This window comes from Polaribacter sp. R77954 (assembly GCF_044595335.1).
Lineage (GTDB): Bacteria > Bacteroidota > Bacteroidia > Flavobacteriales > Flavobacteriaceae > Polaribacter.
The window spans coordinates 3,250,343-3,272,973 of sequence record NZ_CP138992.1; the positions used below are offsets into that span (position 1 = coordinate 3,250,343).

Here is a 22,631-nt window from a genome sequence, read left to right on the forward strand (position 1 = left end):
TTAACAAATATACAAAATGGCTTTTACTTCTGAACTGCAATCATCATATGTGGACTAAAAGGCAATAGATATTCATCATTTTGAGTAAGGGTTTGCAACCCTTTTAAGGTTTTCGATTTCTTTTTATCGAGCATATTTGCAAAATATTCGTTGTCTAACCAAATCATGCCTTCTACAGCAAATAAGTTGATGAATTTTAAATCTTGTTCTAAAAACTCAGCTTTTAAATCTTGTGGTTTATGATAAAATGCATCTGCCAATAAAAAAGGAAAATCTTTTGGAGCATTATGAATTCCTGAGGTCAATTCTTCTTTACACATTTCAAAAAATGAGTTAGCGTGAATCATTCCATTCAATAAACCCACAACAGTAGAAGCAGTTGCGTTTATGGCAAAACCTAAAATAATTCCGCCTTTTTTTAAAACTCGTTTTGCTTCATTTATGGCAGCAATTCTATCTTCTCTTTTTTGTAAATGATACAAAGGACCATGTAAAATCACCAAATCTGCAGTATCATTTTTATAAGGTAATTTCTGAGCAATTCCTTTGGTAACCGAAAATGAATTTTTTAGTTTTTTTGCTCTTTTTTCGGCTAATTTTATATGTTTTGCAACAGGTTCTATTAAGTGTACTTTATGATTTTGTTGCGCTAACCATTCTGAGTATTTTCCTGTGCCACCACCAACATCAATTATGGTACTATTTGGTTTAGAAATGTGCTGTTTTATAAGTTCTTTAATGCGTTCAAACTCAAAAATACCCATTCCTTTTTCTAGTCGAGTTTCTTCGGAAGCTTTGTTGTAAAAATCTTCGAGCTCTTTATTGATAAGTGATTTGTTTTTCATCAAAAAAAATAAAAATCAAATGTAAACTAATATTTTGAATGTTAAATAAAACAACCGTTCGCAATTAATTATTATTTTAGTGCAACTAACCTATTGCAGTCTTATGAAATCTATCAAACACCTTTTTGCTTTTCTATTTACTTTTGTTTTATTCCAAAATTTAGTGGCCCAAGATTATTATTTTAAAGATAAAGCCCCTTTTAATTCCGAAATTCCTACTCCAGAAGAATTTTTAGGATATGGAATTGGAGAACACCACACAAGGCACGATTTAATTGTGGATTATCTTACAAAATTGGCTGAAGTTTCAGATAGAGCATCCATAGAAATTTATGGAAAAACACACGAAAAAAGAAAACTGGTCATGTTTGCAGTTTCATCACCTAAAAATTTAGAAAATTTAGCCAGTATAAAATCAGAACATTTAAAATTTGTAGATACAGAAGTTAATGTTAAAAATTATGATGATGTTCCTGTAATTATTCAATTAGGGTATAATGTGCATGGAAATGAGCCTTCGAGTTCTGAAGCAGCTTTACTTGCAGCATATACTTTGGTAGCTTCTAACGACCCAGAGGTTTTAAATTATTTAGAAAAATCGGTAATTTTTATAGATCCGACTATTAATCCTGATGGAAGAGATAGGCACACACAATGGGCAAATCAATATCAAGCCAAAAATTTAGTTTCTGATAATATTGATGCAGAACATACAGAAGCGTGGCCTAGAGGAAGAACAAATCATTATTGGTTTGATTTGAATAGAGATTGGTTGTTGGCTGTGCATCCAGAGAGTAAAGCAAAATTAAAATGGATGCATTCTTGGTATCCAAATGTGGTGACCGATTTTCACGAAATGGGCACAAATAGTCATCACTTTTTTGAGCCAATGAAACCCATTGGTTCTTGGGATCCTATTATGCCAAAAGAAAATTATGAGGATTTAAACAATTTATTTGCGCCTTATTTTGCAAATGCTTTAGACAAAGTTGGTTCTTTATATTATACCAAAGAATCTTTTGATGGTACGTATCCTGGTTATGGTTCTTCGTATCCAGATTTACAAGGAGGTTTGGCTTTGTTGTTTGAGCAAGCAAGTTCTAGAGGTCATATTCAAGATACAGATTATGGAAAAATTACGTTTTCGTTTACCATCAGAAATCAATACATATCTACGTTTGCAACCATAAAAGCGGCAGTAGAAAACAAAGCTTTTTTAAGAAAATATCAACAAGACTTTTTTAAATCTGCAGTTACCCAAAAAGCAAAATCTGGTTTGGCTGGCTATGAGTTTCAAGAAAAATATGATAAAAATAGAGCCAAAGATTTTATAGAACAATTGTTAACGCATAAAATTAAAGTGTACAAAAATGGAGGTACGTATACAGTTCCTTTAAAACAGCCACAACACAGAATGGTGCAAACCATGTTCGAAACGTATAGCAAGTATAGAGATAGTGTTTTTTATGATGCTTCAGCTTGGAGTTTAGCCAATTTTTACAATATAAAATACCAAGGTAAAAAATCGATAAACTTAGGAACAGAAATTACATCAACAGAAAATTTAATTCAAAACCCAAAAATAAAAAAAACAAATTATGCTTATATAATTGATTGGGATGATTACAATACACCAGCAGCATTATATTATTTGCAAAGCAAAGGATTAACTGTTGCAGCTGCATTTAAACCATTTTCAATTACTACATCAGAAGGTGATAAAAGTTTTAATTATGGTAGTTTATTGATTCCTGTAAGTAAACAAAAAAAATCTACTGACGAAGTTTTTAAGATTATAACTGAAGCGCAAGAAAAATTTGAAATTCCTGTTTTTGGAACAAACAGCGGATTTAGTTTAAAAGGAATTGACTTAGGAAGTAATAATTTTAGAGCTTTAGAAAAACCTAAAGTGGCTATGTTAATTGGTGAAGGAACTAATTCTTACGAAGCTGGTGAGGTTTGGCATTTGTTAGATACTAGAATTCATATGCCAATTACCAAAATTAGAATGAGCAACTATAGAAGAGCCAATTTAGACAAATACAATACTTTGGTGATGGTTTCTGGAAGTTATAATGAGTTAGATTCCATCCAAAGAAATAAATTAAAAGATTGGGCAGCCAAAGGAAATACTTTAATTACAATTGCTGGTGGTTCTAAATGGTTAATTGATAAAAAAATGGTGAAAGAAAGTTTAACCAAAAAACCAAAATCTAAAGATAAAGACAAAAAAGAAACCAAAAGAATGCCTTATGTAGATGCTTCAGAAAATGCTGGAAAAGAAAGAGTAGGAGGAGCTATTTTTGAGGTAGATTTAGATGTAACTCATCCTTTAGGATTTGGATACAGATCCTCTAAATTGCCGGTGTATAAAAACAATATGGTGTTTTTAGCCCCAAGTAAAAGTGCTTATGCAACAGTAGCAAAATATACAGAAAACCCACATATAGATGGCTTTGTATCTAAAAATAACTTAGATAATTTTATTAAACCTTCTGCATCTTTATTGGTAAGTCCTTTAGGTAGAGGTAGAGCTGTTATGTTTGCTGATAACCCTAATTTTAGAGGAGCTTGGTATGGAACAAATAAACTGTTTTTAAATGCTCTGTTTTTTGGTGCTGAAATTAGAGTGCCTAGGTAAATTAATTTAGATGAATAATTTAGTTAGAAATCATTATTTACTTTTTTGGCTTTTAATACCAGTAATTCTGTTAATCGTTTTTTTTGATGATAGAGCTTTAGATATTAGTATTCACGATAGTTATTATGTGTTTTCTAAATACCATTTAAGTAGTTTTATCTCTATGATTTTTCTAGTAATAGGATTTGGATATTGGTTGATGATAAAATTAGAAAAACGACTTTCTATATGGTTAATTTGGATTCATAGTATTTTAACCATTGGTGGTTTAATGATCTTATTTATAACGCCATATTTCTTTAATGACAATAGTTTGTCAACATTAAATGCACTCTTTGTCTTAACTGGTTTAGTAATAATTTTTACACAACTATTTTATTTTCTAAATATAATTTTAGCAATATTTAGAAAATAAAATACTGTAAATTGTTAAACAACTGTTAGCTAATAATTAGCTTTATGCCTTTAAATATTTATTAAAGAAATCAATAGTTCTTTTCCAAGATAAATCTGCAGCTGCTTTATCAAATCTTGGTGTGGTATTGTTGTGAAATCCGTGATTTGCATTCGGATAAAAATGAGCAGTATGTGGTATGTTATTGGCTTTTAAAACTTTCTCAAAAGCTGGCCAACCCGCATTTACTCTTTTGTCTAATTCGCCATATTGTAATAATAAAGGTGCTTTTATTTGTGCAGCCATTTCATCATCAGGTTGTCTACCATAATAAGGTACTGCAGCACCTAAATCTGATACTTGCACAGCCATCATATTAGAAATCCATCCTCCAAAACAAAAACCAACAACACCTACTTTACCAGTACAATTTTTATGATTTTTCACATAATTATAAGCAGCAATAAAGTCTTCTAACATTTCTAGACGATCTCTTTTTCTTTGCATTGCTCTACCTTCATCATCATTACCAGGATAACCTCCTAAAGGTGTTAAAGCATCTGGAGCTAATGAAACAAAACCTTCTAAAGCTGTTCTTTTGCCTACATCTTTTATATACGGATTTAAACCTCTGTTTTCATGAACAACTATAACTCCAGGAAGCTTGCCTTTTGTTTCTTTTGGCATAGAAAGTAAACCATCAATTTTTAATCCGCCTTTGGGAGAATCATAAGTAATCATTTTAGCATCTATTCTAGGATCATCATCCTGAACAGTGATAGAATCGATATAATTTGGAGATACAAAGCTCAATAAAGCAGGCAAGGTAATAGCGCCAACTGCGTATAAAGAAAGTTTTTCTAAAAATTGTTTTCTTGTAAGTTTGTTGTGTGCGTAATCATCGTATAAATCAAAGACTTCTTGACTTATATCTTCTTTTTTTAATGGTGTCATTTTGATGAATTTAGAATTTCAACTAAGATAATTAAAAATGAACAACAGCAGTTGATGAATTAACGACAAACTTTGCAATCTTCTTTTTAGATTTTACGACTTTATACCTTCAATAAAAATTTATTTTATCTCAGTAATGTTTAAAATAACACTAGTTGCTGTCATTTCAAATCCACTTTGTCATTTCGAATTTATGGAGAAATCTTTATCTAATTTATAGATTTCTCGACTACACTTCGTTTCGCTCGAAATGACACTAGTTGCTGTCATTTCAACCTTTTTTTGTCATTTCGACCTTGTGGAGAAATCTCAATAATAAAGTTGCTAGATTACTCTATTCGTACCTCATTCGTAATAACTAAAAGTTTACTTAGACCTAGCACCTACAAAATTATCTGCTTTTAATTTAAACAACACATTAAATGTGGTTAAACTTCCATAAATTCTGGTGATGTATTGTTGCAAATCAATTTTATCTTGATCGTCTAAAGTTTTACTTGAGTTTATTTTTTGCTCCATCACCCGAATGCGATCTCTAACCATTACAATTTTATGAAAAAAGGTATCAATAGGAATCTCTTTATCTGCCAAATTTTGGTCTGCAGGCCTTAAAATTAGCGTTCCTTTTTTCCATCGATCTGCAATAGGCGAAATTTCGGTAACGTCAGACCATTTTTGGAGTAAGTTTTTCAAAGATTTTTCAACCTCATAAAAACTAACAGTATCTACATCGTCTTCAACTGCTTCAATAACTTCAAATTCGCTATCAATAGCAATAGTTTCTAATCCGTTTTCTATAAAAGTAACCCAATAATGTTTACTAGTAACATTGGTAATTACACCCAAACCAAGGCTTGCGTGTGCTATTCTAGAGCCTATTCCTAAAATTTTCATGGTAAATATTTTATAAAATTATACAAAATTGTGGTGTTGTTTTACAGCTTAATTTACACTTATTAAATTAATATCAAATACAATAACAGCACCTGGTTGTATACTGCCAGAACCTGTGTTGCCATACCCTAATCTAGAAGGTAAAATAAAAGTACCACTACCACCAGCTTTTAACAAACGTACAGCTTCTGCAAAACCAGGTACTACACCACTTACATTAAAGGTAGCTTCTGAAGATTGATTAAAAATAGTTTCGTCTAATAAATAACCTTTATAACCCACAGTAACATTAGAGTTAAAGGTTGGGTAAACACCACTACCTACTGTATTGATAGTGTAATACAAGCCAGTACCTGTTTTTTGAAAGTTTAAATTATTATCATTCAGATAAGTTTGAATATCGGTTTCGTTTTGTGCTGTATAGTCTGCTATATCGTCATTTGCGCACGATAAAACGCTGGCTAAAACAAATGCTAGTATTAATTTTTTCATTAAATATGTTTTGTACAAATATAACTGAACGATTTTTTAGATAGAAAATATTTAAAATTATTTTACTTTCAATAATTATTGAAAGTATAAAAATAAACTGTATATTTGTCTTATGAAATTAGAGGATGCAAAATTAAAATACATTCATACTTGGGGGAGCTTAGCAACTTCTTGGGGAATTAATAAAACCATGGCACAAGTGCATGCGTTGTTATTGGTATCTACTAAGCCAATGTCTGCTGAAGATATAATGGAAACGTTGCAAATTTCTAGAGGTAATGTAAATATGAACGTTCGTGCTTTGATTGATTGGGGAATTGTGCAAAAAAAATTTGTAGTAGGCGAGCGTAAAGAGTTTTTTGTTGCTAATAAAGATATGTGGGAACTGTTTAAACAAATTACGAAAGAACGTAAAAAACGAGAAATAGAACCTGTTTTAAAAGTATTAGCAGATTTACAAGAAATAGATGATGATACTGAAGAAGGGCATGAGTTTAAAAAGGTATTAGGTGATTTATCTAAAGTAACTACAACCGTAAATAACATTTTAGACAAAGCTATAAAAGCGGATGAACATTGGTTATTATCTAACTTTACTAAAGTTATAAAAAAGTAAAAAAATTTAAATATAAACTTTCAATAATTTCTGAAAGTTTTAAAAATATAAATATGAAATTAATTTATTATACAAATTTGATAATACTAATATTAGTAATTATTTCAGCTTTTATAAATCCATTATTTCTTATTATAACAATAGTTCCTTTAGCTATTATTCAAGTGATAACTGCTTTATATTTTGTGACTAAAAGAAATAAAATCAGTGATAAAAATCAAAAATTATTATCCATTTACTTTCTTATCATTTTTGGATGTGTGATTTTTTTTCTAATAATTTCAGTTTTGCCAAATAGTTTTGAATTTTTAGCTGAATTAATTGCACCAATCCCATTCCTGCTTGCTGTTTACCTTGTGTATATCTGCTTTGTTTTTCAGAAGCAACATTATATTAATAAAAATCAAAACTTATGAAAAATATAATTACACTTATGAAATGGATTAATAGAGTAATCATGACATACTTTATGATATTCTTGGTTATATCTCTATTTAACAATGATTTTTTTGTAATCTCAGCATATGCAGGGTTTATACTCGGAATTTGTCAACTAACTTCTTTCTTCATAACTCTATTTCTGTTCAAAAGGATATCAAAAAAACAAGTAACCAATACTATAACATACATATCTCTTGTTTCAATGTATTTTTTAAGTTATTTCTTTTTGTTTGAATTATTTAAAATTTCATTTAAACAATTGGTTTTTGAAGTTATTTATGGATTAAGTCCAATTATCCTCGCATTTTTTTGGACTTATATTATTGAATCAATCAAACAAGAATTATGAATCAAATCACATACATAGCATACATTTTAATCTCTATTTTAATCGTGATTTACGTTGGTAATGTCTGCTATAAAAACGGAAAAGTATATATTTTAAGTTATTTTCCAAATGACATTAATTTTGGAAATGGCATCAACAAACTACTAAGAATCGCATATTATTTATTGAATATTGGTTTGGCTATATGGACATTGAATTCAATTAAAAACATAAAAAATATAGTAACCGCAATTTTAGAAATTTCGCAAAGATTGAGTTTTATCTTGCTCATCATTGCAACACTTCACTTTATAAATATTTATACAGTATATATCATTCACAAACACCTTAAAAATCAATAATTATGAACACTTCATTAGAATTAATCGCTTACATTATTTATTTACCAATCGCAATTGGTTTAACAACTTTGGTTTCTCAACAATTATTTAAGAATAGTAAAATTTTTATGTTGGACATTTTTAACCAAAAAGAGGAAATTGCTATGGCAACCAACAAACTCTTTAAAATAGGATTTTATCTATTAAATATAGGGTTTGCTTTAAGAATTATAAAAATTTATGACTTAATTGGTTATAAAGATATGGTTGAAGTTTTAAGTGGAAAAATAGGAGGCTTCTCTATTTACTTAGGTATAGTTATGATTGCTTTTATACTTTTCTTTTTAAAAGGTAGAAAAGCGAGTAAAGAGAATAATATGAAATTGAAAAAAGAATTAGCTTAATTTTTTTTGATTCTCAAAAACTTAAAATCCGCACAATTTGTGTGGATTTTTATAATTATATTAAGGCATTGTCTTTTACATATTTCGTCTATACTGCCCCCAACTTTAAACAAATCATCAGTAATTTACCCTAAAGAACAAACTTTTGTGGCTTATTTAAATTGATGAAACAAGTGTTTATTTAGAATAGCAATTGTTATGTGAAGATCTTTCAGGTTTTAAAAACCTGAAAGATCTGATTTTATAAATTATTTTATCAAAAAATATGCAAACTATTCAATTTGAGTTAGATGACATTTCTAACTCTACTGTAATAAGCTAGTCATACAAAATCTATAAAGGCAATGCCTTTTACATATTTCTACGATACTGCCCACCAACTTTAAATAAAGCTTCAGTAATTTGTCCTAAAGAACACACTTTTGTGGCTTCCATCAGTTTATCAAACAAATTTTCGTTCTGAATAGCAGCTTCTTGTAAAGTTTTCAATTGATGTTCAGCTACATTTTGATGTGTCTCATGGAGATTTTCTTTTGTTTTAATTTGATATTGCTTTTCTGTTTCAGTAGCGCGAATCACTTCTGCAGGTAAAACTGTAGGCGAACCTTTAGAACTCAAAAACGTGTTTACACCAATAATAGGAAAATCTCCATTGTGTTTTAAAGTCTCATAATACAAACTTTCTTCCTGAATTTTAGAACGTTGATACATGGTTTCCATTGCACCTAAAACACCACCTCTTTCCGTAATTCTATCAAACTCTTCTAAAACTGCAGCTTCTGCCAAATCCGTTAATTCTTCAATAATAAAAGCACCTTGAATTGGGTTTTCGTTTTTCGCCAAACCAAGTTCTTTATTAATGATTAATTGAATTGCCATGGCTCTTCTTACAGATTCTTCTGTAGGAGTTGTAATGGCTTCATCATAAGCATTTGTATGCAGAGAATTACAATTATCATAAATGGCATACAAGGCTTGCAAGGTTGTTCTAATATCATTAAAATCAATTTCTTGCGCGTGTAAAGAACGTCCAGAAGTCTGAATATGATATTTTAACATTTGTGCTCTCGAATTGGCTCCGTATTTGTTTTTCATCGCTTTTGCCCAAATTTTACGAGCAACTCTACCAATTACAGCATATTCAGGATCAATTCCGTTAGAAAAGAAAAACGATAAATTCGGGCCAAATTTATTGATGTCCATTCCACGACTTAAATAGTACTCCACATAGGTAAACCCATTAGCTAAAGTTAATGCCAATTGTGTAATCGGATTTGCACCAGCTTCAGCAATATGATATCCAGAAATAGAAACCGAATAAAAATTGCGCACTTGCTTTTTGATAAAATATTCTTGCACATCTCCCATTAATCGCAAGGCAAATTCTGTAGAAAAAATACAGGTATTTTGTGCTTGATCTTCTTTTAAAATATCAGCTTGTACAGTTCCTCTAACTTGGGCTAAAGTATCTTTTTTTATTTGTTGATACACCTCAGTAGGTAAAACCATATCACCAGTAATGCCAAGAAGTAGCAACCCTAAACCATTATTGCCTTCTGGTAATTGCCCATAATATTGTGGTCTATCTAAACCATTATCGTCATAAATGGATGATAGTTTTGCTTCCACTGTATCTTCTAATTGATTTGCTTTGATGTATTTCTCACAATTTTGATCAATAGCAGCATTCATAAAAAAACCTAACAACATGGGTGCTGGGCCATTAATGGTCATAGAAACCGAAGTCATTGCATGACTTAAATCGAAACCAGAATACAATTTTTTGGCATCGTCTAAACAACAAATAGAAACGCCTGCATTACCTATTTTTCCATAAATATCTGGTCTGTGTCCAGGATCATTTCCATATAAAGTAACAGAATCAAAAGCGGTAGATAAACGTTTTGCATCCATTCCTAAACTCACATAATGAAAACGTCTGTTGGTTCTTTCTGGTCCACCTTCGCCAGCAAACATTCTTGTTGGGTCTTCGCCCGTTCTTTTAAAAGGATATAATCCTGATGTGTAAGGGAATTCTCCAGGCACATTTTCTTGTAGATTCCATTGTAACAAATCTCCCCAAGCTTGGTATTTTGGTAACGCAATTTTTGGTATTTGTTGATGAGATAAAGACTCGCTGTGCGTTTCAATTTTGATTTCTTTGTCACGAACTTTAAATGTGTAAATAGGATTTTTATATTTCTGAACCTTTTCTTGCCAATTTAAAATGATTTCCCAGTTGTAGGGGTTTAAGTTGAGTTTTACTTTTTCGAATTGTGCAAGCAACAATTTAACAAATTGTTGATTGTCATCCTGAACTTGTTTCAGGATCTCATCAGAATCTAATCCAGATTTTACAAGAAAAGATTGCTTCGTTTCAATCGCAATGACAGACAGTATTGTTTGATAAATTCCATATAATTTTTGAGCAACTGCAACTTGATGCGTTACATCTAGATCATAACTTCTATTGCTTTCTGCAATTTCAGATAAATAACGTACTCTTCTTGGCGGAATCACATAAATTTTTTCAGACATTTCTCTAGTAATTTCCATTGCTGATTTTAAATCTACTTCCGTTTTTTCAACCAATTTATCCATAATTGCTTTATACAACGCATTCATTCCTGGATCATTAAATTGTGAGGCAATTGTACCAAAAACAGGGAGTTCATCCATATGAATATGCCACAAATTGTTGTTACGCATGTATTGTTTTTTTACATCACGTAAAGCATCTAAAGCGCCCCTCTTATCAAATTTATTAATGGCTACCAAGTCTGCAAAATCCAACATATCAATTTTTTCCAATTGTGTTGCAGCACCAAACTCAGGGGTCATTACATATAAAGCAGCATCAGAATGTTCTATAATTTCGGTATCAGATTGTCCAATACCAGAAGTTTCTAAGATGATTAAATCAAATTCAGCTGCTTTTAAAACTTCAATAGCCTCGTTTACATGTTTAGATAATGCTAAGTTAGATTGACGCGTTGCTAAAGAACGCATATAAACACGTTCGTTATTGATTGCGTTCATTCTAATTCTATCTCCTAATAAAGCACCACCCGTTTTTCTTTTGGATGGATCTACAGAAATAATTCCGATTGTTTTTTTAGGAAAATCAATTAAAAATCTACGGACTAATTCATCTACTAAAGACGATTTTCCAGAACCACCAGTTCCTGTAATTCCAAGAACGGGTGAAGCCCCTTTTAATTTCCCCAAAGGGGAGGAGTTCCAATCTTTCTTGAAAATCTTTGCGAAAGCTGTTTGATTATTTTCTGCTAATGAAATTAATCTTGCAATTGTGTTTACATCTTTATTTTTTAAGTTTTCTAAAACTTTCTCATCACCTAATTCCAACAACCAATCTCCATCTTCATTACAAACTTTCCCATTTGAGTGTTTCCCTCCTTTGGAGGGATTAAGGGAGGCATTTCCCTTCCCTTTGGGAGGGTAAGGATGGGATTCTTCAGCCTTCTTTACCAAATCATTTATCATTCCTTGTAAACCTAACTCACGTCCATCATCAGGAGCATAAATTCTTGTAATTCCATAATCCATCAATTGTTTAATTTCTTCTGGCAGAATTACGCCTCCACCACCACCAAAAATTTTGATGTGTCCAGCTCCTTTTTCTTCTAATAAATCAAACATATATTTAAAATACTCGTTATGACCTCCTTGATAAGAAGTTATAGCTATGGCATTTACATCTTCTTGTATGGCACAGTTTACAACTTCTTTAACGCTTCTATCATGGCCTAAATGTATTACTTCAACTCCTGTAGCTTGTATAATTCTACGCATTATATTTATAGAGGCATCATGTCCATCAAAAAGAGATGCTGCAGTTACAATACGTACTTTATGTTTAGGTTTGTATATTGGTATTTGTTTCATTCGTAATAAATGTTTGATTTTAGACTTGCAATTTAAGAAAATCTTAAAAAAAACTACAATTCTTTAAAGGTTTAAAAAATAGATTACGATTTAATGTGTGTGTTTTATAAAAAAATTAACTATTTTTAAGTAATAGTCGTAAACAAATGGATTGATTTTTTTGAATTTTATTCAAGAGTGTATGGCATAGTTATTGATTAAAATTAATTGTAAATTGCTGAAAGAGAGCTCATTTTAATTAAATAATAAAAACTACCTAATTATGAAAAAACTCCTCCTTGTAACATTCAGTGTATTCCTATTAGCATCTTGTAACACTGTAAAAGTAGTTACAGATTACGATACAGCCGTAGATTTTAATCAATATAAAACTTTTGCGTTTTACAAAACAGGCATAGATAAAGCAGATATTTCTACATTAGATAAAAAGCGAGTTTTAAGAGCTCTAGAAACAGAGTTATTGGCACAAGGTTTTACAAAATCTGATAATCCAGACATGTTGGTTAGTTTTTTCACAAAATCGAGAAGACAAGTAAATGTAAATCAGAATAACAATTTCAGTTGGGGCTGGGGTTGGGGTTGGAATCCTTGGATGTGGGGAGGAATGAATAACAATAATATTAATGTAAGTGAATATACAGAAGGTACATTATTTGTAGATTTTATAGATAAAAATAAAAAAGAATTGGTTTGGCAGGGAATTGGAACAGGAGCCTTAAAAATAGATAACGTAGAGAAAAAGCAAGAACGAATTCAGCTTTTTGTAAAAGAAATTATTTCAAGATTTCCACCAGGAAAAGAAAAATAAAATATTATAATATTCATATAAGAAAAACGCCAACAAATTATTGTTGGCGTTTTTTATGTTGTAAAAAAGTGTAAGATTATTTAACTGGTTTAACAGTTTTAATAATTCTTGCAGCAATTTTGTATGGATCTGCGTTAGAAGCTGGTCTTCTATCTTCTAACCAACCCTTATATCCTTTTTCTACAGCGATAATTGGAATACGTATAGATGCTCCTCTATCTGAAACTCCCCAAGAGAAATCAGTAATTGCAGCAGTTTCGTGTAAACCTGTTAAACGTTGATCATTAAACTCACCATAAACAGCAATGTGCTCGTCTACAACTGGTCTAAACGCTTCACAAATTTCAGCATACTTCTCTGCAGAACCACATTCTCTTAAAATAGAGTTTGAGAAGTTTGCGTGCATACCAGAACCATTCCAGTCCATATCTTTACCTAATGGTTTTGGATGATAATCTATGTAGTAACCGTATTTTTCAGTTAATCTATCTAATAAATAACGCGCAATCCAAATTTCATCTCCAGCTTTTTTAGCTCCTTTTGCAAACAATTGAAATTCCCATTGTCCAGATGCAACTTCTTGATTAATACCTTCAAAGTTTAAACCAGCATCAATACATAAATCTGCATGCTCTTCTACTAAGTCTCTACCATGAGTATTTCTACCACCTACAGAACAGTAATACATTCCTTGTGGAGCAGGATAACCACCTACAGGGAAACCTAAAGGTAATTGAGTAGCTTTATCCATAATGAAATATTCTTGCTCAAAACCAAACCAGAAATCATTATCATCATCATCAATAGTAGCTCTACCATTAGAAACGTGAGGAGTACCATCTGCATTTAAAACTTCTGTCATTACTAAGTAACCATTAATTCTTGCAGGATCTGGATAAATAGCAACTGGTTTTAATAAACAGTCAGAAGAACCTCCTGATGCTTGTTTTGTTGATGAGCCATCAAAAGACCACATACCTAATTCTTCAACAGTTCCTTTAAAATCTTCATGCTCTTCTACTTTGGTCTTACTTCTCATGTTTTGAGTAGGATAATACCCATCTAACCAAATGTATTCTAATTTAATTTTTGCCATAATTATTTATTGTTGTGTGATGTTAATGATACAAAAATGGCTTTTTTTGTATTGATATCAAAAAAAAAGGGGGGTAAAAATTGAAAATGCAATAAAAATAATTTTATCCCTATTTTTTATAGGGTATATTTGTTTAAAAAATAAAAATTACCCTTTAAAAATCATATTATGTCAACAATTAGATTTTCTGCTTTACAAGAAATATTGAATAGAACTGCTATAAAAGTGCAAGAAAATGAAAAAAGATCAGTTTTGTTTGGCAAAAATGTATTCAACAAACATGCTATGCAACAGTATCTTACTCGAGCTGCGTATGAAAGTGTAATGAATGCCATAGAAAAAGGTACTAGAATAGACCGAAAAATTGCAGATCAGGTTGCTGTAAGTATGAAAGATTGGGCAATTGCTAAAGGGGCAACACATTATACACACTGGTTTCAACCATTAACTGGTGCAACTGCAGAAAAACACGATGCTTTTTTTGAGTCTATTAATGGTAGTTTGGCAATGGAAAAGTTTGATGGTGAGCAGCTTGTGCAACAAGAGCCAGATGCTTCTAGTTTTCCAAATGGAGGAATCAGAAATACCTTTGAAGCTAGAGGTTATACAGCTTGGGATCCAACATCACCAGCATTTATTTACGAAACAACTTTGTGCATACCTACTATTTTTGTGTCTTATACTGGTGAAGCTTTAGACAATAAAACACCATTGTTAAGAGCTTTACAAGCCATAGATACTCACGCAACTGCAGTTTGTAAATATTTTGATAAAAATGCAACTAAAGTAAATGCCACTTTGGGTTGGGAACAAGAATATTTTTTAATAGACGAAGCGCTTGCACATTCAAGACAAGATATTTTAATGACAGGCAGAACGCTTTTGGGGCATATACCTGCAAAAGGTCAGCAATTAGATGATCATTATTTTGGAAGCATACCAACTAGAGCCATGAGTTTTATGCAAGACCTTGAGCAAGAATGTATGTTGTTGGGTATACCTGTTAAAACAAGACATAATGAAGTTGCACCCAATCAGTTTGAATTGGCACCCATTTTTGAAGAAGTAAATTTAGCAGTAGACCATAACTCTTTATTAATGGATGTAATGCAAAAAGTTTCTAGGCGTCATCATTTTAAAGTGCTTTTTCATGAAAAACCATTTGTTGGTATTAATGGATCTGGGAAACATAATAATTGGTCATTATCAACCCCAAATGGAACTAATTTGTTGAGTCCAGGGAAAACACCAATGAAAAATTTACAATTCTTAACCTTTTTTGTAAACACCATAAAAGCGGTACAAGAAAACGAAGAATTGTTAAGAGCTTCGATTGCTTCTGCTAGTAACGATCATAGGTTAGGAGCTAATGAAGCACCACCTGCAATTATATCAGTATTTATTGGCAGTCAGTTGTCTAGAGTTTTAGACGAATTAGAAAATGTAACCAAAGGAAAATTATCACCACAAGAAAAAACAGATTTAAAACTAAATATTATTGGCAAAATTCCAGAAATTTTATTAGACAATACAGACAGAAACCGAACCTCTGCTTTTGCATTTACAGGTAATAAGTTTGAGTTTAGAGCAGTAGGTTCATCTGCCAATTGTGCAAAACCAATGACTGTTTTAAATACTATTGTTGCCAAACAATTAAAAGAATTTAAATTAGAAGTAGATGCCTTAATAGAAGGTAAAAATTTAAAAAAGGATGAAGCCATTTTTAATGTACTTAGAGAGTATATTAAGGCATCAAAAAATATTCGTTTTGAAGGTGATGGTTATGGTAAAGCTTGGGAAAAAGAAGCCCAAAAACGAGGTTTAAGTAATAATAAAACAACACCAGAAGCTTTAGGGGTAAAAATTTCTAAACCAGCAATTGATTTGTTTCAAGAAATGAATGTAATGAATGCTGTTGAATTGCAAGCGCGTTATGAAATAAGCTTAGAAGAGTATACCATGCATTTGCAGATAGAAAGTAGAGTTTTAGGAGATATGGCTAGAAATCATATTGTGCCAACTGCCATCAATTATCAAAATACATTGCTAGAAAACACCAAAAATCTCAAAGAAATTTTTGGAGACGATTATAAAACAATTGCCAAAGAACAAATAGAATTTATAATGGTTATCTCTAAACACATTACAGAAATTAATGCACTAACCTTAAAAATGATCAATGAACGCAAAAAAGCCAATAAGTTAGAGGGTTTAAATTCTGCAAAAGCATACTGTAATAAGGTAAAACCTTTTTTTGAGCAAATTCGTTATCATTGTGATAAACTTGAAACCATGGTAGATGATAATTTATGGCCGTTAACAAAATACAGAGAATTATTGTTTACACGATAATTTTTATTAGGGCGTTTTAACGGGCTTTACACTATATCTTTTTGCTAAAAAAAAGCAAAAAGGATGTCGTTCCAATCCCTAACGCATATCGCAAAACCTATTATCAAGTACTTAAAATGTACCCATAGCTTTTACAATGTACAGTTGAGGTCTTTCTTTTTATAAAGTAGACTTCTTTCTTATATTTGCTACACTTTCCAATAATTTAAAGAATGATATCAAGAAGTACCATAGACCGAGTTTTTGAAGCTGCAAGAGTAGAAGAGGTTATAGGTGAATTTGTACAATTAAAAAAAGCAGGAAGTAATTTTAAAGGATTAAGTCCGTTTACAGACGAAAAATCGCCTTCTTTTATGGTGTCACCAGTAAAACAAATATGGAAAGATTTTTCTACTGGTAAAGGAGGGAATTCTGTTTCATTCTTAATGGAACACGAACATTATACTTATCCAGAAGCTTTACGATGGTTGGCTAAAAAGTACAATATTGAAATTGAAGAAACCGAGCAAACATCAGAAGAAAAAGCGCAGATGAATGAAAGAGAAAGTATGTTTTTGGTGTCTAATTTTGCCAAAGAATACTTTCATGATATTATGCTTAACTCAAATAAAGGTAAAGCAATTGGTTTAAGTTATTTTAAAGAACGAGGTTTTAGAGACGATACTATTAAAAAGTTTGATTTAGGATATTGTATTGATGAATGGGATAATTTTACAAATGCAGCTTTAGCCAAAGGTTATGATATTAAATATTTAGCAAGTACAGGGTTAACCATTGTTAAAGAAAACAAACAATTCGATCGTTTTAAAGGGCGTGTAATGTTTCCTATTCATTCCATGTCTGGACGAGTATTGGGTTTTGGTGGACGAATTTTAACTGCAGATAAAAAAGCTGCAAAGTATTTAAACTCTCCAGAAAGTGAAATTTACCATAAGAGTAAAATTCTTTACGGAATTTATCAAGCTAAAAAAGAAATTGCCAAACAAGACAATTGTTTTTTGGTAGAAGGTTATACAGATGTCATTTCGTTTCATCAATCTGGTATCGAAAATGTAGTAGCTTCTTCAGGTACTGCATTAACTTCAGATCAAATTCGTTTGGTAAACAGACTTACCAAAAATATAACCGTTTTATTTGATGGTGATGCAGCTGGTATTCGTGCCTCTATTCGTGGAATAGATTTGATTCTTGAGCAAGGTATGAATGTAAAAGTGGTTCAATTTCCTGATGGAGAAGACCCAGATAGCTTTGCAAAATCACATTCAGATACAGAACTAAAAGAGTATTTAGAAAACTCTGCCCAAGATTTTATCAACTTTAAAGTATCACTTTTATTAAAAGATTCAGATAACGACCCCATAAAAAAAGCAAGTGTTATTAGAGCTATTGTAACCAGTATTTCTAAGATTCCAGATTCTATTCAGCGAGAAGTGTATGTGCAAGAATGTTCTAGAATTATGGAAATTTCTGAACGTGTTTTGTTTAGTGAGTTGGCACAATTGTTAAAGAAGAATATTCAAGAAAAAAGTAAAACTAACAAAAGGCAAAACACCCCACTACAAGACCCAAACCAGCCTCCACCAGAATATTTTATGGAGCAAGAGCAAGCGCAAATGGGGGTAGTAAAGGCTGTAAACGTAACGTCTCAAAAAATAAATCAATTATCTATTTTAGAAAATGAAATTATTAGAATTTTACTCTTATATGGTAATGAAGAAGTAGAGTTTACGGAAGAATTAATTACGTTTAATGACGATGGAAGAGAAAAAATTGAGTTTAGAAAATACCAAAATACAGTTTCTGCAGAAATTTATTTGCACTTACAAGATGATGAAATTGAGTTTTCGAATACAGTTTTTCAAGAAATTTATACAGAAATTATTCATCAGTTAAATCAGTCAGAAAAAGTTGAAATAGAACAACTAATTAATCACAGCAATACCGAAATTGCAAAAACAGTTACCTCTATTTTAATGGACGAAGAAAAACATCAATTGAGTAATTGGGAAAGCAAAAATATTTTTGTTACCCAAGCTGTAGAGGTGCTCAAAAAAGCAGTAAATGATTCGATTTTTAACTTAAGAAGAATTTTAATAGGTGAAAAAATTACTGATTTAATGAGAGAAGCTTCAGAAAATACCTCTAAAACCATAGATTTAGAAGTTATTAAAAACTACACAGATTTAAAGATGAGACTTTTTGAAAAGTTAAATAGAGTAGTTTAATAAAATAAGAATAGGATTGGGTTAAAATACTGATATTAAATTTTAATTTTTTTTTAGTTTTTTTATGAAATTCATAAAAATATAAAATGTTTACCACAAATTTTAATCCTTAAAAACCCTTTTTTTATAGGTTAAACGAGTAAAAAAACTGGTTTTCAATTGTTTGTATTTTTTTAAAATTTCATAAAAAGGGTTTTTCCTGTAAATTAATTTGACAGATTAAAATCTTTTTATGTACATTTGAGCCAAGAAAAAGAACAAAAAGGGTTAGATTATGAAAAAACTAGTACAAATTTTAAAAATCGTTATGATGTTTATTTCTCTTCCATTTGAAATCTCTAAAGGATCTAAAAGAAGAGCTCAACAAAGAATAAAGAAAATGATGATTGCCGCAAATCTTTTATAAAGATTTAACCAAAAAACTAAAAAAATACCTTAACTACATCAAGTTAAGGTATTTTTTTGTGCATTATTTAAAAACAATTTTTATGAGTTGAGTAATAACAAATTAAATTTATTTTAATTCTGTAGGAATTTCACAAACAGGAATGGGTTGCATTTTGTGTTGGTTAATGGTATTTAATCGAGTATAAATTTTAAAAACATCTTGCTGTCTTCCAGAAAAATCATTGGCGGTCTTACCAGCATCTTGCATTTGCATTGCCCATTCTAATTCGTCGTAAGAAGCCCCAATTTGATCTTCATCTGTTCTATGATCACCCCACAAACCGTCAGTTGGTTGTGCCACTTGTATAGAGTTGGGTACACCTAAATGAGCTGCTAGTGCATAAACTTCAGATTTCATTAAATCTGCAATTGGGCTTACATCTACACCACCATCTCCATATTTGGTGTAAAAACCAACGCCAAAATCTTCTACTTTATTGCCTGTACCAGCTACCAAAGCACTGTTTATACCTGCTAAATAATACAAGGTAGTCATTCGTAAACGAGCTCTCGTGTTTCCTAAAGTTAAATTTACTCTTTCTTCATTGTCATCAGTTGGTGTAGCAGATTTAAAATCTTCAAAAGTTGAGGTTAAATCTACGCGAACTTCAGAAACATTATTAAACCTATCTTTTAATTGCTTAATATGTTCTTCTGCCCTAGAAACTTGGCTTGGTGCTTGATGAATAGGCATTTCTGCACATAATGTTGGTAAGCCAGTTTTAGCACATAATGTAGAGGTTAATGCAGAATCTATTCCTCCAGAAACTCCAACTACAAATCCATTTACTTTAGCTTTAGTGGCATAATCTTTTAACCAATTTACAATATATTCAGCTACTTTTTCGGTATTCATTAATAAACTATTTTAGTATTTTTATCGTTCTTAAATTGAGTTACTAAGATACGAAGAATATGAGATTTTTTTTTGCAGTTTTAATGGTTTTGTGTCTATTTTTTTCATGTATTGATAAAAAATACTCTCAAATAGATGTTTCTAAAATAAAAGTTGATTTTTCTATAAAAAGGTATGACGTAGATTTCTATAATGCAAATCAAAAAACCTTACCTAGCGTAAAAGAAAAATACCCGTATTTATTCCCAAAGCAATTTACAGATAGTTTGTCTTTATTAAAAATTAATAACAACGAAGAGCAAGAGTTGTTTGCTGAAACTCAAAAAATATTTAATGATTTTTCGGAAGAAGAGCATCAATTTAAATCACTTTTTAAACATGTAAAATTTTATAACCCAAATTTTACAGTTCCTCAAGTGGTTACTATTTTAAGCAATATAGATTATGAAAGTAGGGTAATTTATGCAGACAGTTTGTTGCTTGTTTCTTTAGATGTGTATTTAGGTAAAAACCATCCTTTTTATGCAGATTATCCAAAGTACATCAAAGAAAATAATACCAAAGAACATTTAATAGTAGATGTTGCAGAAGCCATAATTAATCAACAAACGCCACCTTTACATAAAAGAAGATTTATTGATAAAATGATTTATGAAGGTAAAAAAATGTACCTATTAGATAGGTATTTGCCAGCTTTGTCAGATCAAGAAAAGATAGGCTATACTTCAGAAAAATATAATTGGGCTGTTGCTAATGAAGAGCAAGTTTGGATGTATTTTATCGATAAAAAAATACTGTTTACTACAGATACAAAATTGAATAAACGTTTTATAGAAAATGCACCTTTCTCTAAGTTTTATATGGCAGAAGATAATTTATCGCCAGGTAGAATAGGGGTTTGGTTAGGTTGGCAAATTGTTAGGGCCTATATGCAACATAATGATGTATCTTTGCAAGAATTATTAAAAACTGATGAAGATATTATCTTCAACAAATCAAAATACAAACCCAAAAAGTAATGGCTATTAAACATAATTCTGAAGTAAAATTCAATATAGGTTTAGACGAAAATAAAGTTCCAGAGGTAATTTCTTGGTTTGCTAAAGATGGTGGTATTGATAATGACCCCTCAAAAGCAGTAATGATTTCTGTTTGGGATCATAAGCAAAAAGATACATTACGTATGGATTTGTGGACCAAAGATATGCCTGTAGATGAGATGAAACAATTTTTTCATCAAACGCTAGTGTCTATGGCAGATACTTTTGAAAGAGCCACAGATGATACTAAAATGAGTGCTACAATGCGCGATTTTTGCGCATATTTTGCTGATAAATTAGAGTTGAAAAAGTAATTTTCTAGGCTTTTTTAATTTGATGAATGATTGATTGATAATCTTCTGGATGATTTACAAAGTCAATCTCAGATACATCAATAACCAAGGTGTTTAAATTTTGCTGTGTGCTTATAAAGCTTTTATAGCCATCGTGAATTTTCTGTAAATAATTGGCTTCAATATTTTGTTCATAAGCTCTGCCTCTTTTTTTTATATTTTCTAAAAGACGTTCTGTATTTTGATACAAATACACATATAAATCTGGTTTTGTAATTTCTTTATACATTAAATCAAACATTTTTCTGTACAACTTATATTCTTCTTGTTGTAAAGTAATTTGTGCAAATATTAAAGATTTGAAAATATAATAATCTGAAATTACAAAGTTTTTAAACAAGTCTAATTGTGCTAAATCATCAGATAGTTGTTGATATCGATCTGCTAAAAAACTCATTTCTAACGGAAAAGCGTAACGTTCTTTATCTGTATAAAATTTTGGTAAAAAAGGATTGTCTGCAAAACGCTCTAAAACCAGTTTCGTATTAAAATCTTTAGACATCATATTGGCTAAAGATGTTTTTCCTGCACCAATATTACCTTCAATAGCAATATAATTATACTTCTCTGAAATAGGAATTGGTCTTTTTAGTTTTTCATTTACAATAATAATTTCTGAATTATCAGAACAATTATGTAAACAATTAGCAATGGTAGTTTTTGTTATGGGATGCATAATTAAGCTAGCAATTTCAGCCAAAGGTGCCAATACAAATTTGCGGTCTAACATTTTTGGATGAGGTACTATTAAGTTTTTTGAAAAAATAATGTCATCATCAAATAATAAAATGTCAATGTCTATATTTCTATCTGTATAGCTTTCGGTTTCTTTTCTTTTTCTCCCTAATTCAGTTTCTATATTTAAAAGTGTTAAGATGAGTTGTTGAGCTGGAATATCTGTAGAAACTTGAATGCATATGTTTAAAAAGTCATCACTTTCAAAACCCCAAGAAGCTGTTTTGTAAACCGATGAAATTTTTGAAACAGAGCCTACTTTATCTGCTATTTTATAAATTGCGTTCTGCAGATTGTCAAGTTTATTGCCTTGATTTGTGCCTAATGAGAGATATGTAGTGATTTGATTTTTCAAAAATGAGTTTAAAAGACCTCACAGGTTTATAAAACCAGTGAGGCCTATATCTTTTACAAAGAAACAAAAAAGCATAAAAAAATCGCCAAAATTAATTGGCGATTTATA

20 protein-coding genes are annotated in these 22,631 nt (G+C 30.7%); 12 read left to right on the plus strand and 8 right to left on the minus strand.

The annotated features are described in order from the left end of the window. Window positions 1–23: 23 nt before the first annotated feature. Window positions 24–845 (minus strand): class I SAM-dependent methyltransferase, encoded by an 822-nt coding sequence (locus tag SJY27_RS14180; protein ID WP_397445526.1) that lies wholly within the window; start codon window positions 843–845, stop codon window positions 24–26. 103 nt (window positions 846–948) lie between these two features. Here SJY27_RS14180 and SJY27_RS14185 point away from each other — a divergent pair, with 103 nt between their 5' ends. Both SJY27_RS14185 and SJY27_RS14190 read left to right on the plus strand, forming a co-directional pair. Then, entirely contained in the window at window positions 949–3,486 is a 2,538-nt protein-coding gene (locus tag SJY27_RS14185; RefSeq protein ID WP_397445527.1) for a M14 family zinc carboxypeptidase, read from the plus strand. Between the two features lie 10 nt (window positions 3,487–3,496). Beyond that, complete coding sequence (locus SJY27_RS14190) at window positions 3,497–3,901, plus strand: hypothetical protein (RefSeq protein WP_397445528.1); 405 nt, start codon at window positions 3,497–3,499, stop codon at window positions 3,899–3,901. A 42-nt stretch (window positions 3,902–3,943) separates the two neighbouring features. Here SJY27_RS14190 and SJY27_RS14195 read toward each other — a convergent pair whose 3' ends face one another. The 3 genes from SJY27_RS14195 to SJY27_RS14205 all read right to left on the minus strand — a co-directional run bounded on the left by SJY27_RS14195 (window position 3,944) and on the right by SJY27_RS14205 (window position 6,220). Further along, the gene (locus tag SJY27_RS14195; protein ID WP_397445529.1) at window positions 3,944–4,834 is read right to left on the minus strand and encodes a dienelactone hydrolase family protein; all 891 of its coding nucleotides are present in this window, start codon (window positions 4,832–4,834) and stop codon (window positions 3,944–3,946) included. Window positions 4,835–5,200: 366 nt separating this feature from the next. Then, window positions 5,201–5,728 carry a hypothetical protein gene (locus tag SJY27_RS14200; protein WP_397445530.1) on the minus strand — a complete coding sequence of 176 codons (528 nt, stop codon included), beginning with the start codon at window positions 5,726–5,728 and terminating at the stop codon, window positions 5,201–5,203. A gap of 48 nt (window positions 5,729–5,776) precedes the next feature. Beyond that, entirely contained in the window at window positions 5,777–6,220 is a 444-nt protein-coding gene (locus SJY27_RS14205; RefSeq protein WP_397445531.1) for an FKBP-type peptidyl-prolyl cis-trans isomerase, read from the minus strand. Window positions 6,221–6,332: 112 nt separating this feature from the next. Here SJY27_RS14205 and SJY27_RS14210 point away from each other — a divergent pair, with 112 nt between their 5' ends. The 4 genes from SJY27_RS14210 to SJY27_RS14225 all read left to right on the plus strand — a co-directional run bounded on the left by SJY27_RS14210 (window position 6,333) and on the right by SJY27_RS14225 (window position 8,350). Then, window positions 6,333–6,836 (plus strand): GbsR/MarR family transcriptional regulator, encoded by a 504-nt coding sequence (locus tag SJY27_RS14210; protein ID WP_397445532.1) that lies wholly within the window; start codon window positions 6,333–6,335, stop codon window positions 6,834–6,836. Between the two features lie 53 nt (window positions 6,837–6,889). Continuing rightward, window positions 6,890–7,252, plus strand: coding sequence for a hypothetical protein (locus tag SJY27_RS14215; protein ID WP_397445533.1), 363 nt, complete (start codon window positions 6,890–6,892; stop codon window positions 7,250–7,252). Between the two features lie 370 nt (window positions 7,253–7,622). After that, window positions 7,623–7,967 (plus strand): hypothetical protein, encoded by a 345-nt coding sequence (locus tag SJY27_RS14220; RefSeq protein WP_397445534.1) that lies wholly within the window; start codon window positions 7,623–7,625, stop codon window positions 7,965–7,967. A gap of 2 nt (window positions 7,968–7,969) precedes the next feature. Beyond that, window positions 7,970–8,350 carry a hypothetical protein gene (locus SJY27_RS14225; RefSeq protein ID WP_397445535.1) on the plus strand — a complete coding sequence of 127 codons (381 nt, stop codon included), beginning with the start codon at window positions 7,970–7,972 and terminating at the stop codon, window positions 8,348–8,350. A 351-nt stretch (window positions 8,351–8,701) separates the two neighbouring features. Here the strand turns inward: SJY27_RS14225 and SJY27_RS14230 are convergent, their stop codons facing one another. Continuing rightward, window positions 8,702–12,256, minus strand: a complete 3,555-nt coding sequence (locus SJY27_RS14230) for a methylmalonyl-CoA mutase family protein (RefSeq protein WP_397445536.1) — start codon at window positions 12,254–12,256, stop codon at window positions 8,702–8,704. Between the two features lie 262 nt (window positions 12,257–12,518). Between SJY27_RS14230 and SJY27_RS14235 the strand changes: the two genes are divergently transcribed. Next, window positions 12,519–13,064 carry a DUF4136 domain-containing protein gene (locus SJY27_RS14235; protein ID WP_397445537.1) on the plus strand — a complete coding sequence of 182 codons (546 nt, stop codon included), beginning with the start codon at window positions 12,519–12,521 and terminating at the stop codon, window positions 13,062–13,064. A gap of 76 nt (window positions 13,065–13,140) precedes the next feature. On the opposite strand, the gene SJY27_RS14240 is transcribed toward SJY27_RS14235, so the two are convergent. Then, a complete protein-coding gene (locus SJY27_RS14240; RefSeq protein WP_397445538.1) occupies window positions 13,141–14,160 on the minus strand; it encodes a glutamine synthetase beta-grasp domain-containing protein in 1,020 nt (339 codons plus the stop codon). Window positions 14,161–14,328: 168 nt separating this feature from the next. Here SJY27_RS14240 and SJY27_RS14245 point away from each other — a divergent pair, with 168 nt between their 5' ends. The 3 genes from SJY27_RS14245 to SJY27_RS14255 all read left to right on the plus strand — a co-directional run bounded on the left by SJY27_RS14245 (window position 14,329) and on the right by SJY27_RS14255 (window position 19,143). Further along, window positions 14,329–16,512, plus strand: coding sequence for a glutamine synthetase III (locus SJY27_RS14245; RefSeq protein WP_397445539.1), 2,184 nt, complete (start codon window positions 14,329–14,331; stop codon window positions 16,510–16,512). Between the two features lie 212 nt (window positions 16,513–16,724). Beyond that, complete coding sequence (dnaG, locus tag SJY27_RS14250) at window positions 16,725–18,737, plus strand: DNA primase (protein ID WP_397445540.1); 2,013 nt, start codon at window positions 16,725–16,727, stop codon at window positions 18,735–18,737. A 274-nt stretch (window positions 18,738–19,011) separates the two neighbouring features. Further along, window positions 19,012–19,143, plus strand: coding sequence for a hypothetical protein (locus tag SJY27_RS14255; RefSeq protein WP_397445541.1), 132 nt, complete (start codon window positions 19,012–19,014; stop codon window positions 19,141–19,143). Between the two features lie 108 nt (window positions 19,144–19,251). Here SJY27_RS14255 and nadE read toward each other — a convergent pair whose 3' ends face one another. Beyond that, window positions 19,252–20,040 carry an NAD(+) synthase gene (gene nadE, locus SJY27_RS14260; RefSeq protein ID WP_397445542.1) on the minus strand — a complete coding sequence of 263 codons (789 nt, stop codon included), beginning with the start codon at window positions 20,038–20,040 and terminating at the stop codon, window positions 19,252–19,254. 59 nt (window positions 20,041–20,099) lie between these two features. On the opposite strand from nadE, the gene gldB reads away from it, so the two are divergent. Then, window positions 20,100–21,059 (plus strand): gliding motility lipoprotein GldB, encoded by a 960-nt coding sequence (gldB, locus tag SJY27_RS14265; protein WP_397445543.1) that lies wholly within the window; start codon window positions 20,100–20,102, stop codon window positions 21,057–21,059. Further along, on the plus strand, window positions 21,059–21,394 hold the full coding sequence (gene gldC, locus SJY27_RS14270; protein ID WP_397445544.1) for a gliding motility protein GldC: 336 nt from the start codon (window positions 21,059–21,061) through the stop codon (window positions 21,392–21,394). The genes gldB and gldC overlap by 1 nt, the downstream gene beginning before the upstream one ends. A 4-nt stretch (window positions 21,395–21,398) precedes the next feature. On the opposite strand, the gene folK is transcribed toward gldC, so the two are convergent. Further along, window positions 21,399–22,523, minus strand: a complete 1,125-nt coding sequence (gene folK, locus SJY27_RS14275) for a 2-amino-4-hydroxy-6-hydroxymethyldihydropteridine diphosphokinase (RefSeq protein WP_397445545.1) — start codon at window positions 22,521–22,523, stop codon at window positions 21,399–21,401. Between the last annotated feature and the right edge of the window lie 108 nt (window positions 22,524–22,631).

Bases quoted from the DNA above. Each gene is read 5' to 3' on its own strand.
- SJY27_RS14180 (WP_397445526.1), bottom strand. From the start codon at position 845: ATGAAAAACAAATCACTTATCAATAAAGAGCTCGAAGATTTTTACAAC.
- SJY27_RS14185 (WP_397445527.1), top strand. From the start codon at position 949: ATGAAATCTATCAAACACCTTTTTGCTTTTCTATTTACTTTTGTTTTA.
- SJY27_RS14190 (WP_397445528.1), top strand. From the start codon at position 3,497: ATGAATAATTTAGTTAGAAATCATTATTTACTTTTTTGGCTTTTAATA.
- SJY27_RS14195 (WP_397445529.1), bottom strand. From the start codon at position 4,834: ATGACACCATTAAAAAAAGAAGATATAAGTCAAGAAGTCTTTGATTTA.
- SJY27_RS14200 (WP_397445530.1), bottom strand. From the start codon at position 5,728: ATGAAAATTTTAGGAATAGGCTCTAGAATAGCACACGCAAGCCTTGGT.
- SJY27_RS14205 (WP_397445531.1), bottom strand. From the start codon at position 6,220: ATGAAAAAATTAATACTAGCATTTGTTTTAGCCAGCGTTTTATCGTGC.
- SJY27_RS14210 (WP_397445532.1), top strand. From the start codon at position 6,333: ATGAAATTAGAGGATGCAAAATTAAAATACATTCATACTTGGGGGAGC.
- SJY27_RS14215 (WP_397445533.1), top strand. From the start codon at position 6,890: ATGAAATTAATTTATTATACAAATTTGATAATACTAATATTAGTAATT.
- SJY27_RS14220 (WP_397445534.1), top strand. From the start codon at position 7,623: ATGAATCAAATCACATACATAGCATACATTTTAATCTCTATTTTAATC.
- SJY27_RS14225 (WP_397445535.1), top strand. From the start codon at position 7,970: ATGAACACTTCATTAGAATTAATCGCTTACATTATTTATTTACCAATC.
- SJY27_RS14230 (WP_397445536.1), bottom strand. From the start codon at position 12,256: ATGAAACAAATACCAATATACAAACCTAAACATAAAGTACGTATTGTA.
- SJY27_RS14235 (WP_397445537.1), top strand. From the start codon at position 12,519: ATGAAAAAACTCCTCCTTGTAACATTCAGTGTATTCCTATTAGCATCT.
- SJY27_RS14240 (WP_397445538.1), bottom strand. From the start codon at position 14,160: ATGGCAAAAATTAAATTAGAATACATTTGGTTAGATGGGTATTATCCT.
- SJY27_RS14245 (WP_397445539.1), top strand. From the start codon at position 14,329: ATGTCAACAATTAGATTTTCTGCTTTACAAGAAATATTGAATAGAACT.
- dnaG (WP_397445540.1), top strand. From the start codon at position 16,725: ATGATATCAAGAAGTACCATAGACCGAGTTTTTGAAGCTGCAAGAGTA.
- SJY27_RS14255 (WP_397445541.1), top strand. From the start codon at position 19,012: ATGAAAAAACTAGTACAAATTTTAAAAATCGTTATGATGTTTATTTCT.
- nadE (WP_397445542.1), bottom strand. From the start codon at position 20,040: ATGAATACCGAAAAAGTAGCTGAATATATTGTAAATTGGTTAAAAGAT.
- gldB (WP_397445543.1), top strand. From the start codon at position 20,100: ATGAGATTTTTTTTTGCAGTTTTAATGGTTTTGTGTCTATTTTTTTCA.
- gldC (WP_397445544.1), top strand. From the start codon at position 21,059: ATGGCTATTAAACATAATTCTGAAGTAAAATTCAATATAGGTTTAGAC.